This window comes from Salegentibacter sp., assembly GCF_041642575.1.
GTDB lineage: Bacteria > Bacteroidota > Bacteroidia > Flavobacteriales > Flavobacteriaceae > Salegentibacter.
Window position 1 is genome coordinate 1 of sequence record NZ_JBEPWD010000049.1, and the last position, 14,474, is coordinate 14,474.

Annotated in this window: 11 protein-coding genes; 1 reads left to right on the forward strand and 10 read right to left on the reverse strand. The window is 40.6% G+C overall.

Annotated elements, in window-relative coordinates:
• The 8 genes from ACESK1_RS08705 to pyrH form a co-directional block, all read right to left on the reverse strand.
• A partial coding sequence (locus ACESK1_RS08705) for a hypothetical protein (RefSeq protein WP_372919798.1) occupies nt 1–533 on the reverse strand: 533 nt, incomplete at its 3' end.
• Nucleotides 533–1,996: an RNA polymerase factor sigma-54 gene (gene rpoN / locus ACESK1_RS08710; RefSeq protein WP_372919799.1), complete on the reverse strand. Its 1,464-nt coding sequence runs from the start codon at nt 1,994–1,996 to the stop codon at nt 533–535. The genes ACESK1_RS08705 and rpoN, both read right to left, overlap by 1 nt.
• A gap of 83 nt (nt 1,997–2,079) precedes the next feature.
• Entirely contained in the window at nt 2,080–2,946 is an 867-nt protein-coding gene (locus ACESK1_RS08715; protein ID WP_372919800.1) for an RluA family pseudouridine synthase, read from the reverse strand.
• Between the two features lie 3 nt (nt 2,947–2,949).
• Entirely contained in the window at nt 2,950–4,392 is a 1,443-nt protein-coding gene (gene asnS / locus ACESK1_RS08720; protein ID WP_372919801.1) for an asparagine--tRNA ligase, read from the reverse strand.
• 92 nt (nt 4,393–4,484) lie between these two features.
• Nucleotides 4,485–6,905, reverse strand: a complete 2,421-nt coding sequence (locus ACESK1_RS08725) for an RND family transporter (protein ID WP_372919802.1) — start codon at nt 6,903–6,905, stop codon at nt 4,485–4,487.
• A gap of 75 nt (nt 6,906–6,980) precedes the next feature.
• The gene (locus tag ACESK1_RS08730; protein ID WP_372919803.1) at nt 6,981–9,449 is read right to left on the reverse strand and encodes a DUF5686 family protein; all 2,469 of its coding nucleotides are present in this window, start codon (nt 9,447–9,449) and stop codon (nt 6,981–6,983) included.
• Nucleotides 9,450–9,567: 118 nt separating this feature from the next.
• The gene (gene frr / locus ACESK1_RS08735) at nt 9,568–10,122 is read right to left on the reverse strand and encodes a ribosome recycling factor (RefSeq protein WP_372919804.1); all 555 of its coding nucleotides are present in this window, start codon (nt 10,120–10,122) and stop codon (nt 9,568–9,570) included.
• A 34-nt stretch (nt 10,123–10,156) separates the two neighbouring features.
• A complete protein-coding gene (pyrH, locus tag ACESK1_RS08740; protein WP_372919805.1) occupies nt 10,157–10,864 on the reverse strand; it encodes a UMP kinase in 708 nt (235 codons plus the stop codon).
• A 161-nt stretch (nt 10,865–11,025) separates the two neighbouring features.
• Here pyrH and ACESK1_RS08745 point away from each other — a divergent pair, with 161 nt between their 5' ends.
• The gene (locus ACESK1_RS08745; RefSeq protein ID WP_372919806.1) at nt 11,026–11,712 is read left to right on the forward strand and encodes a zinc metallopeptidase; all 687 of its coding nucleotides are present in this window, start codon (nt 11,026–11,028) and stop codon (nt 11,710–11,712) included.
• A 148-nt stretch (nt 11,713–11,860) separates the two neighbouring features.
• On the opposite strand, the gene ACESK1_RS08750 is transcribed toward ACESK1_RS08745, so the two are convergent.
• Nucleotides 11,861–12,292 carry a Spy/CpxP family protein refolding chaperone gene (locus ACESK1_RS08750; RefSeq protein ID WP_372919807.1) on the reverse strand — a complete coding sequence of 144 codons (432 nt, stop codon included), beginning with the start codon at nt 12,290–12,292 and terminating at the stop codon, nt 11,861–11,863.
• 121 nt (nt 12,293–12,413) lie between these two features.
• Nucleotides 12,414–14,474 (reverse strand): zinc-dependent metalloprotease (locus ACESK1_RS08755; protein WP_372919808.1); only part of this gene is annotated, 2,061 nt, incomplete at its 5' end.

Consider the following 14,474-nt stretch of genomic DNA (forward strand, 5'->3'; position numbering starts at 1 on the left):
GTGTGTGCCTTATAATATAGACGGGAAGAACCGGTTAATCCCATGGCCAGGACCAGGAAAAGAATGCTATAGACGAGGTTTATGTGGTAATGTATACTTAGACCTGCCAGAAACATTGTTAGGCCCGCAAGGCCCATCATATGAAGGCTTATCTTTAATTTAAAAACTGCAAAGAAATACGCCAGGATTACTGAAGCCAGGATTCCTGCAAAGTAAAAATAGAGGGAAGGGTAATTATAAACGTTCAGGATCTGCTTGAGTACCATGAGCAGCAGTAAAATAAAAAAGAACAGAGGCCACCTGCGCTCGCTGGCATCTTGCATAAAAATGCTGTCCACTTTCCGAAGATTTCTTAAAAGAAAATAAAAAACAATGGGAATGAAAATGGTAAGAATAGCAATGGCAAGAAGTTTAGCCTGAATTACCCCCGAAGGAAAAAACCGAGGGGTTATTATGAAATAGAATAAACTTCCCGCTAACGGCATCCAGATAGGATGAAAAATATACGAAGCGCTTTTTAAAAGAACTTTCATTAAATTTCCTTTCGTAAACGAGCCACCGGAATATCAAGTTGTTCTCTGTATTTTGCTACCGTACGACGTGCAATTGGATATCCCTTGTCTTTTAATACTTTAGCGAGTTTTTCATCGGTTAAAGGCTTTCTTTTGTTTTCTTCTTCAATAGACATCTCCAAAATCTTTTTGATCTCCCGGGTAGATACATCTTCGCCCTGGTCATTCTTCATCGATTCTGAAAAGAATTCCTTTATCAGCTTGGTTCCATAGGGTGTGTCTACGTATTTGCTGTTGGCTACCCTGGAAACCGTGGAAACATCCATTCCAATTTCATCGGCAATATCCTTGAGGATCATTGGTCGGAGGTTTCGCTCATCTCCGGTAAGGAAATACTCCTTCTGGTAGTTCATAATAGAGCTCATTGTAACCATAAGAGTTTGCTGGCGCTGTTTAATAGCTTCGATGAACCATTTAGCTGAATCAAGTTTTTGTTTGATGAACATCACCGCGTCCTTTTGATCCTTGGTCTTTTCTTTAGATTCTTTGTAGCCTTTCAGCATGTCGCTGTAATCCCGTGAAACGTGCATCTGCGGTGCATTTCGCCCGTTCAGGGTTAATTCTAATTCGCCATCTACAATTTTAATAGTGAAATCGGGGATCACGTGTTCTACCATTCTGGTATTTCCCGAGTATGAACCACCGGGTTTTGGATTCAGATGTTCGATCACTTCAATAGCTTCCCTGAGCTCATCTTCACTTATGTCGTGACGCGAAAGCAGCTTTTTATAATGTTTTTTGCTGAAAAGATCGAATGACCTGTCCAGAATATCTGTCGCGAGTTGAACGCCTTTAGTTGGTTCCTTTCGGTCCAATTGAAGTAGCAAACACTCCTGAAGTGAACGTGCACCAACCCCGGCGGGATCCAATTCCTGGACTTTCTCCAAAACACTCTCAACCGATTTTTCATCGGTATAGACATTTTGAGTAAAAGCCAGATCATCTACCACGTCCTGGAGTTCCCTTCTTAAATATCCGCTTTCATCAATACTTCCCACAAGAAAATCTGCGATCTCCTGTTCGGTTTCGGTAAACCTTAGGGTGCTAAGCTGAGTTTTTAAATATTGGGTAAATGAGGTACCCGAAGCATAGGGGACGCTTTTTTCTTCATCATCAGCACTGTAATTATTAGCCTGAAGCCTGTAATTAGGAATTTCATCATCGCTTAGATATTCATCCACATCAATTTCGGTCTCTATACTTTCATTTCCGAAGTCATCATCTTCTGCGTTCTCATTTGATAAATCAGCATCATAGTCATCTTCAACCTCATTTTTTCCATCTTCCAGGGCAGGGTTTTCCTCTAATTCTTCCTTTACCCGTTGCTCAAAAGCCTGGGTGGGAAGCTGAATTAATTTCATCAGCTGAATTTGCTGAGGAGATAGCTTCTGTGAGAGTTTTAGATTTAATTGTTGTTTAAGCATATAAAATATTTGACCTTTTACAAAAATAAGCAAAACAACGCTACACAAGCTTTGGCACAGTAAGTGATTGTGGTAAAATTTTGTTAAGTAAGCTTACTTTGATCTTTAATTTTTATGAATCTTTTGGGAGGTGCGACTGCAATATTAATCCATTCCTGTGTTTTCGGATGCTGAAATTTCAAGGTAGTCGCCGCAAGAAATAATTCTTTTTGATCCAGCAGATTATTTTCCAGCCCATATAATTTATCGCCCACGATTGGAAAACCGGCACGAGACAAGTGAATTCTAATTTGATGAGTACGTCCTGTTTTGGGAATAGCTGAAACCAGAGTAAGGTTAACCCCATTATATCGAAAGGATTTAATCAAGTGAATTTCGGTTTCAGAAGTCTTACCTTCTATATCATCCTGACACACATTCTGCTTCGGAAAAATGCCATGAACCAAAGCGGTATATATTTTCTGAATTTTCTTTTCTTCGAAATCTCTGTGAAGTCTGCGAAGGCTTTCGCCCGTTTTTGCGATCAGCAGGAGGCCCGAAGTCGCATTATCCAGCCGGTGAGCCGGTTGTGGTGCCGGGAGCGCTGTGGAGGCTTCTGAAGGCTCTAAATTAAAAGGAAGCGCATTGGTGATGGTTTTGAAATAATTCCCGCTGGTGGGAAATCCGGCCGGTTTATTTACAACTGCAATATGATCGTCTTCAAAAAGGATCTCAAGGTTTAAGCTGAATATTTTTTTAGGGGCCTCCTGTCCAAAAAGTTCTATTTTATGCCCTTCTTTTATCCAGTCTCCGGTATTTGCGGCTTCGCCATCAATTTTAATTTCACCGCGTTTTATTGCTTTTTTGATGCTGCTTTTTGTAGGTGCGGCTTTGAAGATAGAAACCGCATATTCCTGCAACCGAATATCTTTAACGCCTGCAGGAACAATATGGGTTTCAATGAGTTTCAAATATTAAAATTCAGCGTTTTGTGGGGTTCTTGGGAAAGGTATAACATCTCTGATGTTGCCCATGCCTGTTACAAACTGTACCAGACGTTCAAAACCGAGTCCAAAACCACTGTGAACACAGGTACCGAACTTTCTGGTATCGAGGTACCACCAAAGTTCTTGCTCGTCGATATCGAGTTCTTTCATCTTGTTTTGCAATACGTCAAGACGCTCCTCTCTTTGTGAACCGCCAACGATCTCTCCAATTCCCGGGAAAAGGATATCCATAGCCCGTACAGTTTTTCCGTCTTCATTAAGGCGCATATAGAATGCCTTGATATTCGCCGGATAATCAAACAGGATCACAGGACATTTAAAGTGTTTTTCTACAAGGAAACGTTCATGTTCACTCTGTAGATCGGCGCCCCATTCTTCAATTACATAATTAAATTTCTTCTTTTTATTAGGCTTGCTGTTCTTTAATATCTCGATCGCTTCGGTATAGCTTACCCTCTTAAAGTTATTATCCAAAACAAAATGCAGTTTTTCCAGTAGGCTCATATCACTGCGTTCATTTTGTGGTTTAGATTTATCTTCGTTTTCAAGTCTTTGCGCTAAAAACTCCAGATCATCCGTACAATTTTCCAGAACGTATCTTAAGACATATTTGATGAAATCTTCGGCTAAATCCATATTGCCATCCAGATCACAGAAGGCCACTTCAGGCTCAATCATCCAGAACTCTGCAAGGTGTCTTGACGTATTTGAATTTTCTGCCCTGAAAGTTGGTCCAAATGTGTAAACCTGGCCGAGTCCGAGCGCATAAGCTTCTGCTTCCAGTTGGCCCGAAACAGTTAAATTGGTTTCTTTTCCGAAGAAATCCTTTTTATAATCTATACTACCGTCTTCCTTTTTTGGAGGATTCTTTAAATCAAAGGCGGTCACTTTAAACATTTCCCCGGCTCCTTCAGCATCACTTCCGGTGATTATTGGGGTATTTACATAATGGAAATTATTTTGCTGAAAATAACTGTGTACGGCAAAAGATAGTTTGGAACGTACGCGCATCACAGCGCCAAAAGTATTGGTGCGAACTCTTAGGTGAGCCTGCTCACGAAGTTTTTCAAGGCTGTGGCGTTTTGGAGAAAGGATGGTTAGTTTTACATCTTCGGGATTGGCATCGCCGAGAATCTCCAGTTCCTTAACTTCAATTTCTACACGTTGCTGACTGCCTTCACTTTCTTTTAGTGTGCCAAGAACCCGTATGGCTGCTCCAACCGTAACCCTTTTTAAGAGTTCTTCATTGAAATTTTCGAAATCTACAACACACTGAAGGTTGTTGATGGTTGAACCATCGTTCATCGCGATAAAGCGATTGCTCCTGAATGAGCGTACCCAACCTTTCACTTCAAATTCCTGTAAAAACTGATTGCTGTCTAATATATCAGCAATTTTTGCGTGTATCATGTATGTTAGATTTAGAAAGAAACAAAGATAATTTTTCCATTTATGCTTACCAAGTAAGCGTTTTATTTTGAACGCCTTTCGGCTTAATTAATTTATTCGGGGTGATTGCGTTCTTCTTTTAGGATCTCCTCTTCATCCTCTTCGGTTTCAATGATCTTCATGGAGGGTTCTTTCATCACTTCCTTATTGGCTATGCTTCTCTCCAGGGATAATAAAAGCGATGGTAATAATAAAAGATTGGAGAGCATGGCAAAAAGCAAAGTTGCAGAAACTAGTCCTCCCAGTGCGACAGTTCCACCATAACTGCTTATCATAAATACCGAGAATCCGAAGAAAAGCACAATGGAGGTGTAAAACATACTCACTCCGGTTTCCCTAAGTGCCGCATATACCGAACGTTTTATCTTCCAGTTGTTGGCCTTGAGCTCCTGCCTGTATTTTGCAAGAAAATGTATGGTGTCATCTACTGAAATCCCGAAAGCAATACTGAAAACGAGTATGGTAGAGGGTTTTATAGGAACGCCCAGGAAACCCATCATTCCCGCAGTAATTAAAAGCGGGAGCAGGTTTGGAACCAGGGAAACCAGGATCATTCTGAAAGACCTGAACATCCAGGCCATGAAGAGAGCGATGAGGAAAATAGCCAGAGAAAGCGAGATCACCAGGTTTTTCACAAGGTAATTAGTTCCTTTTTGGAAGATTAGCGCTTTACCGGTTAATGAAACCTCATATTGCTCTTCCGGGAATATCTTGTTGATCTCCGGTAAGAGATTCTCTTCTATGCGTTCCATCTTATCGGTGCCAATATCCTTCATGAATGTAGTGATGCGAGCATATTGACCGGTGGAATCCACATAGGAATTCAATAGGTTTTCTCCAGCATTCATCCCTTTGGTGTAAGGCATGATGAAATTTTGTTCCTGGGAGGTAGGAAGCTGAAAGTACTTAGGATTTCCATTGTAATACGCCTGCTTGGTATATTTCACTAAACGTACAACCGAGAGCGGTTTAGAAAGCTCGGGGACATCGCCAATTTCTTCTTCCAGTCGTTCCAGTCGTTTAAGGGTAGAGAGTTTCATTACACCCTTAGGACGTTTGGTGTCTACGAGAATTTCCATGGGCATCACGCCATCGAACTCTTCTTCAAAAAACTTAATATCCTGAAAGAAGGTAGCTTCCTGTGGCATATCCTCAAGTAAACTCCCTGAAATTTTTATGGTGTAAATTCCAATAATACTAACTGCAAGTAAAAGCACCGAAATAATATAAATTGCTATTCTGTGGTGTCTTACCATGCGTTCCGTCCAGTCTACAAAACCTCCAATCCATCTTTTGTTTAAATGTTTAAGGTGCTTGTCTTTAGGAACAGACATATAGCTGTAAATTATTGGAATGATTAACAGGCTGAGCACAAAAATTGCCAGAATATTTATAGAAGCTACCAAACCAAATTCCTTCAGCAAGGTGCTGTCAGTAAGTATAAAGGTTGCAAAACCTGAAGCCGTGGTAACATTGGTCATCAGGGTGGCATTCCCCACTTTGGTGATTACGCGCTGAAGTGATTTTGCCTGATTTCCGTGTTTTTTAATTTCCTGCTGATATTTATTGATAAGGAAAATACAGTTAGGAATCCCGATCACAATAATAAGCGGTGGAATTAAAGCGGTAAGAACGGTTATCTCATAATGCAACAGCCCAATAACTCCAAAAGCCCACATTACCCCAATACAAACAGTTATCATAGAAATTACCGTGGCGCGAATCGATCGGAAGAAGAAAAAGAAAATAAGTGATGTTACACTTAGCGCGGCCAGGATGAAAAGCCCAATTTCATCAATGATATTCTGTGAATTAAGGGTTCTTATGTAGGGCATTCCCGAGACCTTCACATCAATTTCGTGCACTTCCTCAAATTCCCGGATGAGTGGGCGGAGCTTTTCAAGGACGAAATCTTTTCTCTCTTCAGAATTTACTATCTCTTTATTGATATAAAGCGCCGATTGGATAGTATTCGAATGCGAACTGTAAACAAGGTTCTCGTAGAAAGGCAGGGCGGTAAAAAGTTCGTCTTCATATGCTTTTAGCTGCTTTCTATCGGGATTTTCTTCATCGATAAAAGGAACCATTTCAAAGCGGTTGGGATCGTTGAACTTTTCCAGCTTCTTTAAATTGCTTACAGAAATTACATAATCTACTTCCGAATAATTTTCCAGTTCTTCATTTAAAGCTGTCCAGGCTTCAAACTTTTCCGGAGTAAATAAGGTGGAATCCTTAACCCCAAGGATCACCAGATTGCCTTCTTCTCCAAAAGTGTCAAGAAAATTATTATATGTAATATTAGCCTCATGATCATCCGGCAGCAAATTGGCCTCGGTATAGGAAAACTGCATATTTTTCCATTGGGTAGCCAAAAACGCAGTGGCAGCCACTACCAATAGAATAATTATAATTCGGTTACGAAGAATCATCCTCGCAAGAGAATTCCAAAAACCAAAGCTGAAAATCCTGGACATAGGTAAAATTTAAGCGAGTGCAAAGGTATAAAAAGCCACACTAAATAGTAGGGTTTTAGTATTTAAAGTAAGGCCTTAGATCTGTAGCTGAAAGGTGAATTTAAACGCAAAATTCTGTTTGAAACCCGGCAGGTTATAACCGCCATATCGGTAAGCGGTTCCGAGCCCAAAACCGGCCAGAATATTGTTTAGCTCCAGTCCTGCTTCTGAGTAAACGTGATCCAGGGTATTGAAGGAAATATTCGCATGATCCTCAGGATTTTTAAATGAACCTATGGCATGGCGGGAAATGATTACAAATTCAGGTTTCATAAACCTATTAAGCTCCATTGGTCTGAACTGGTGCTTAATATGAAGCATCGCCTGGCGGTCGCTGAAGAATTCATTGTAATACATGGTTTCAAAGCTCGTGTGCCCTGCTACTGAGAAACGGCCCAGTATGTCCGGTTGTTGTCCATTGTTGGGAAAAGCGTGAAAAGCATGGGTGAGTGGGATGTCACCTGTAGCATAATTTCCTTCCAGGATGAATTCAGTACGGGATCTGTCTAGTCTTTTAATTTCATGTTCTATTTTTAATCCCGCTTTGGTGAAACTAAGATCCCCATTCATTAAACCTGAAAAAGCCTGGCTGATCTGCCCTGTGAATTTAGGATATCCCTTTTCAATCAGGATATTACTTGTTGGGGTCTTTAAAAATCTTGCAAATGGCCGCCATAAAAAAGAAAAAGTGGCCTGGCTGAGCTTATAATCACTTAGCTGTTGCCCCTCATAGATATAGGCATAATCCCGGATGTTTTCTATCTGGCTATGACTTAATTGCAATTCGCTGTTAAGCCTGGAAGTAAAGCGGTGGGTGAGGCTCCCGCTAAATGTTTTGTCAGTATAGAAGAAACTAATATTCACAAAACGGGGTTCAACGATCGAGAATTCGTTAATGCCCTGCAGATAATTAAAACTCCCCACTTCAATGATATCGCTGGTGTAATTTAGTTTAAGATTGGTGCCACTTGGTTGATGAAGGGCTATTTTGGTGCCCAGACCATATTTAAAAACTTCATCTTTGAACCCATAAACAGCATAACCATTAAGGTTGAAATTATCTGAAATTCTATTATTGGTCTTTCCCCCAAACCCAAGGCGCAACCCTTCGTAGTTATTATATTTAAAGAATTTTCCCAGGTCAAAATCCCAGAAACCAACAGGGTAGAACCCAGAGGTGATTGTATTTTTTATTTCTATCTGGCGTTCTACATTTTTTTCATTTACCAGATCAACAACTCTCTTTTCTAAAACTTCATCCCCATAGGTATAGGCTTGTTGCCGGTTTTTCTTCCAGAAATCTTCACTGGGATTAAACGCCTCCGATAAGACCTCTACCTGCGCAGAAGGATCTTCTATTTTCTCTCCCCAATTGAGCTGAATTCCATAATTAGTAGAAGTAGAAGTAAGGAAGAGACCGGGTTCTGTATCATCTCCCGAAAGCACCGTGCTAATAATATCTCCTCCTCCCTGGAGGCGGCCCGTAGAGATCACGCCACCAAAAACCGAAATATCTTTCCCGCCGCTACCCGGCCTTATTCGGGTATTTTGTTCTTTCGGAAACCAGAGATTTTCCTGCTCAAAATATTGATATTCCTGTTCCGTTTCAAGTTTAATAGCACCCAGCAACTGCGCTTTGAACTTCTGAATAGCATAACTCGTGGTATCCAGGTATAAAATTCCTTCCAATCCGGCGACGGCCTGTTTCCGTTTTGGTTTAAAATAAACCATATAAGCCGGTCTCTCGGTGCTGGTAGTATCCAGGATCCTGTACTCATAATTTTTAAAAGCCTTTTTGGAAAGCGGCCCGGCATATTCGGTTTCAAAGATGTTGTAATCTTTTTTATAGAGAGAAAACGGATTTACCGAAAGCATCAGCATTTCATAAACCGGTTTACTAAAGCCTGTATTTTTCATTCCTAAAACCACTTCTTTCAGATCCTTTCCCTTCTCGAATCGATATTCTGATGTTTTTTCTGAAAAATAAGCGGCTCCGGTTTTGATAATCGTTTCAACTTCCAGCATTGTACTGTCGGTATCCAGGCTTAAAAGATTGTTTTCATTGTCGATTAAGAATTTGTTGTAGCTTCTGAAGCTAAAAGAATTCAGAGCTTTTTCGGGATCATTCTGGACGCGGTTGGCAATGGCTTTTCTGATGATCCTGTTGGCAGGATTCTCTTCTGAATCCAATAAAATAGCGTCCAGGGTTTCAGTAAAAGGCTTCAGCCGGATAAGGATAAATTCTGTTGCGGCAGAAAGCTCTATAGTTCGGGGGGAATAACCAACATAGGAAATGGTGGCTTCGGTAAGAGATTTCTTCAGATTAATGGAAAAGGACCCGTCAATATTGGTAAGGCTGGTAGGTTGATCCTGAATAGAGATTTTTGCATAAGGGAGCGGTTCACCGGTTGCAGAATTTACAACCCGTCCCGAAATTTGATGTTGTGCAACAGCATTAGAAAAAGAAACAATACAAACGAAAGCGAGGAAGAGGCAGTGACGCATATTATTTCTTTATTGGTTAGGTTAAATTTCTGCAATATTAGCCTAAAATAAAAATTGTCAGACAGGCATGGCTATGCTTATCTGACAATTGTATGTTAAATTAAGGAGTGTCTTGTTTTTAAACAGTCATGATCTCCTTCTCTTTAACCTCGAGAATTCTATCAATTTGTGCGATATATGTGTCTGTTAATTCCTGTACTTCGTCTTCAGAAGCTTTAAGGAGATCCTCAGAAATATCCAGCTTTTTAAGTTCCTGATTAGCCGATTTACGATCATTGCGGACTCCAACTTTAGCGTCTTCAGCTTCAGCTTTTGCTTGTTTAGTAAGCTGTTTTCTTCTTTCTTCGGTTAATGGCGGAACGCTTATGATTACATTTTCACCATTGTTCATTGGGTTAAACCCAAGATTAGCCTGCATAATCCCTCTTTCGATCTCAGTAATAAGGCTTTTTTCAAAAGGCTGGATAGAAATGGTTCGGGCATCAGGTGTGTTTACATTGGCCACTTGATTAAGTGGGGTTTGAGAACCGTAGTACTCTACCATCACACCGCCAACCATCGATGGACTGGCTTTCCCGGCCCTGATGTTTGCTAATTGTTTTTTAAGGTGAGAAATGGCTTTTTCCATCCCTTCTTTGGTGCTATCAATAATGAATTCAATTTCGTCTTCCATCTTTTTAAAGTTTAAAATGCAGGTTTTTTTTGAACTATAGATTTACTTTTGTTCCTATATTTTCACCGGTTACTACTTTTAAAAGGTTTCCGGGGGTATTCATATCAAAAACTATAATGGGTAAATCGTTTTCCTGGCTTAACGTAAAGGCAGTTGTATCCATTACTTTAAGGCCTTTTCGAATTACGTCGTCAAAGGTAATATAATCAAATTTTGTTGCTTTGGCATCGATTTCAGGATCGGCTGTGTAGATACCGTCTACGCGGGTGCCTTTAAGAATAACATCAGCGTGAATTTCTATGGCTCTAAGCACCGCTGCAGAATCTGTGGTGAAATATGGGTTTCCGGTTCCTCCTCCGAAAATTACTACCCTGCCTTTTTCAAGATGTCTTATCGCTCGTCTTCTTATAAATGGTTCAGCTACTTCATTGATATGAATTGCGGATTGCAGGCGGGTCTGAACCTCGGCGTCTTCTAGGGCGCCCTGGAGGGCAAGCCCGTTTATTACCGTGGCAAGCATCCCCATATGATCTCCCTGAACGCGGTCCATACCTTTGCTGGCTCCGGCAACACCTCTAAAAATATTTCCGCCTCCAATCACAATAGCTACTTCAACACCTTTATCGGTGACAGTTTTTATCTCAGTAGCATATTCTGCCAACCGCTCTGGGTCAATGCCATATTGACGGTTTCCCATTAATGCTTCTCCCGATAATTTTAAAAGTATTCTTTTATACTGCATAGCTGCTTTATAATTAATTGCTGCAAATATAGGTATTATCTTAAAGTGATAAATAAGGTTTTTGAACGGATTCTTTTATTCAACCCGTGCAAATGATCTGGTGTTATGTGGCGAGGTTTTTGCTATATTTGAAGTTCTAAAAAAAATAAATTGATTAGGAAATGATAGGATATTATATAATTGCCGGTGTACTATTTATAGTTAGTATGTATGTGAGCAATAAACTAAAGAGTAAATTCAAGAAATACTCTAAAGTTCATTTGCAAAACGGTATGAGTGGAAAAGAAATTGCTGAAAGGATGTTGAGCGATAATGGAATTCATGATGTAAAAGTCATTTCCACCCCTGGAATGCTTACCGACCATTACAACCCGCAGAAGAAAACCATAAACTTAAGCGAAGGAGTTTTTACCCAGCGAAACGCAGCTGCAGCGGCCGTTGCAGCTCATGAAACGGGGCACGCTATACAGCATGCCCAGGCCTACAGCTGGTTACAATTGCGTAGCCAACTTGTGCCTGTAGTAAGCGTGGCCTCCAGATTTTCCCAATGGGTGATCTTTGGTGGATTAATGTTAATGATGACCACAGCGATGGGCAGCACTATTTTGTTAATAGGAATTATTCTTTATGGTATGGGTACCCTCTTTAGCTTTGTAACTCTTCCGGTTGAATATGATGCCAGTAAGCGAGCTTTAGTATGGTTAGAAAATGAAAATATGCTTTCCACTCAGGAACACGATGCCGCTGAAGATTCCTTAAAATGGGCAGCACGTACCTACGTAGTAGCCGCGGTTGGTTCTTTGGCTACCTTGCTATACTTTCTTAGTATCTATATGGGAAGGGATTAAATATACTAATGGTTAAACCCAAAATAAAGAAAGGCCGTCTGAATAAGACGGCCTTTTCTATTTTGACAAAGAAGAAAATCTTTTGTTTAGCCTGGCTTTAGCTTAATTAGATTTCCGGATTTTCTTTGTCCACTCAAACAAACTAAAATTATTTACGGTAGTTTCTGTTTTCCCTGTTGTGAGCTTTGCGTTCTCTTTTGGTCATGTTTTCTGTCCAGGTTGCAAATTGCTCTTCTGTGAGAATCTCTTTCATCTTTTCCCGATGTTCTTCGCGTTTTTCAACCCGTAGATTTCTTCCTTCTGAACGTTTTGCTCTGGCAGTTGCGTTCTTAGTTCGGGCTTCTTTTTTTTCGGCTTTGTATTCTTCTCTTTCTTTAGCTTGTTCAGTAAAAAGCTTTTTTATTTCCTCTTGTTGGTCCTGAGTCAGGTCTAATTCAGAGTTCATTTTTTGGGTCTTAAGGCTAGCTCTTTCTTCCGCAGTCATTTCTACGCGATCCTGATGGGCTTTCTTGTGCTTTCTTTCCTGTGCAAAAGCTGAAACCGATATCATCAGCACAAGGATTAAACTTATCTTTTTCATAGTATCTTATTTTTGTTATTAAGACTCCCAAAAGTGGGATAGGTTTAATAGAAAAGCAAAAGGCCTGCCAAAAAATCGGCAGGCCTTTAAGCAATTTAACAAATACCTTGTAATCTGAATATTATTTTATAGGATTCAAAATAAGATCTATTCTTTCTAATGCATCCTGAAGGTGATATCTGGTAATTGTGTCTCCAGTTCTGTTAATGGCATTTCTAATCTGGCGTTCCAGGGTTTTAAGTTCCCCACGAACTACAGGACGAATATCACTTTGTGCAACATTTACATCACTCCTGGAAGACCAGGCACGCATACGGGCTGGAATTTGAGGTTGTTCTTCAGTCATTAAATATTCCATTCTGTCGATATAGGCACGCTGAAGATTTCTTCGATAACGATCAACTTCTTGTCCACTGGCTAATTCACTAAAAATTCCTTTACGTACATCTCCCATCATGTCTAACAGGCCATAAGCCTCGTCACCATTAATTTCTTCATTTTCCATTAGACGAGCCATTCGACCGAAATCAAGGATATTATTCAAGGTGCGAACCTGGAAGTTTCTGATTCGTTCAATATTACCATCGAATTCAATTTTATTGAAAATCTCCTGGTCTATAAGCCATTCAGGGGTTGTAAAGAGTTGATTGTGTAAAAACTGCATCGCTCTTTCCTGGTCCTCAGTATCCACATGAGTATATACTGCACCTTCCTGGTCATAGGTTTTATAATATTCGTAAACACCACCAATGTTTGCAGCAACATGGCCCATATAACGATTATATTGTCCAAGAACCTGCGTGTAAAGGTCGTCAAGGTCTTCATAGTTTTTACCGTCTTCCGCTGTCCATTCAATTAGTTTGGGAACAATGCGTTTCAGGTTTTTAATTCCGTACTCACTTGCAAGCATGGCATCATCTCCAAGATCTTCAGTTTGTGAACTCGGATCAATAACTCCGCCACCTTGTTGTCTTCCGAAGCGATAAAGCGGGTCTCCTGCTTTCTCCAGAATCCATTGGTCAAGGACTTCTTTCTCCTCTTCAGGTGTTTTATCCAGAATTGGCTTGTAACCCCATTTGATTGCATATTTATCATATGGCCCAATATTCGGCATTAAGGCGACATCTCCATCTCCTGGCTGGGCAATGTAATTGAAACGAGCATAATCCATTATTGAAGGTGCAGTTCCAAATTCATCGGTGAACTCGGGATCACGTAATTTTTCTACGGGATATGCAACGCTACTTCCCATATTGTGTGGTAATCCAATAGTATGGCCAACTTCATGAGCCGATACAAAACGGATTAATCTACCCATAACTTCATCTTCGAATTCGGGAGTTTGGGCGTCTTCGTTAATGGCAGCAGTTTGTACAAAGAACCAGTTTCTAAGTAAGGTCATCACGTTGTGATACCAGTTGATATCCGATTCAAGAATCTCTCCTGATCGTGGATCACTAACATGAGGTCCGTTAGCATTTGGAATAGGAGAGGCCAGGTATCTCACTACCGAATAGCGAACATCTTCAGGGCTCCAATCCGGATCTTCCTCTTTGCTTGGCGGATCTTTTGCTATAATCGCGTTTTTAAAACCTGCTTCCTCAAATGCTACCTGCCAGTCTTCAATACCCTGCTTAATATAAGGTCTCCATTTCTCGGGAGTGGCACGGTCTATATAATATACAATGGGTTCTTTAGGTTCTACTAATTCCCCACGTTCAAATTTTTCTTTGTCTTCTTCCTTAACTTCAAGTCTCCAGCGATCAAGGTATTTTACCTCTTTACTCTTATGGTCTTCCAATCCGTAATCGACCTGTCCGCGGGCAAACCATCCCACGCGTTGGTCGAAATATCTGCGCTCCATCGGTACTTCGGATAGCAGGATCATAGAGTTGCTAAATTCCAAAGAAATAGAACCGGTACTCGCGTTTGAAGGCGGTTCGCCGGCATTATAAGTTTTTACGTGACGTACCTCGATATTTTCGGGGTAGCTTCTAATGGTGTCTATATAAGAACGGGAATCGTCCAGGCGGGACACCTTGTATTGTTTACGGCTTCTGTCAGGAAGGCCAAGCGCCATCACATCTTTCGTGTAAAGATCGGTTACATCTATCACGGTTGTTTTGCTTAGGGAATCTTTTCCGTAAGTTTTAATAGGAAAGCGCTGTAAAACCGGTTCGAA

Coding starts and splice junctions, on each gene's coding strand:
- asnS (WP_372919801.1), bottom strand. CDS start 4,392: ATGATACACGCAAAAATTGCTGATATATTAGACAGCAATCAGTTTTTA.
- ACESK1_RS08745 (WP_372919806.1), top strand. CDS start 11,026: ATGATAGGATATTATATAATTGCCGGTGTACTATTTATAGTTAGTATG.
- rpoN (WP_372919799.1), bottom strand. CDS start 1,996: ATGCTTAAACAACAATTAAATCTAAAACTCTCACAGAAGCTATCTCCT.
- ACESK1_RS08730 (WP_372919803.1), bottom strand. CDS start 9,449: ATGCGTCACTGCCTCTTCCTCGCTTTCGTTTGTATTGTTTCTTTTTCT.
- frr (WP_372919804.1), bottom strand. CDS start 10,122: ATGGAAGACGAAATTGAATTCATTATTGATAGCACCAAAGAAGGGATG.
- ACESK1_RS08750 (WP_372919807.1), bottom strand. CDS start 12,292: ATGAAAAAGATAAGTTTAATCCTTGTGCTGATGATATCGGTTTCAGCT.
- ACESK1_RS08725 (WP_372919802.1), bottom strand. CDS start 6,905: ATGTCCAGGATTTTCAGCTTTGGTTTTTGGAATTCTCTTGCGAGGATG.
- pyrH (WP_372919805.1), bottom strand. CDS start 10,864: ATGCAGTATAAAAGAATACTTTTAAAATTATCGGGAGAAGCATTAATG.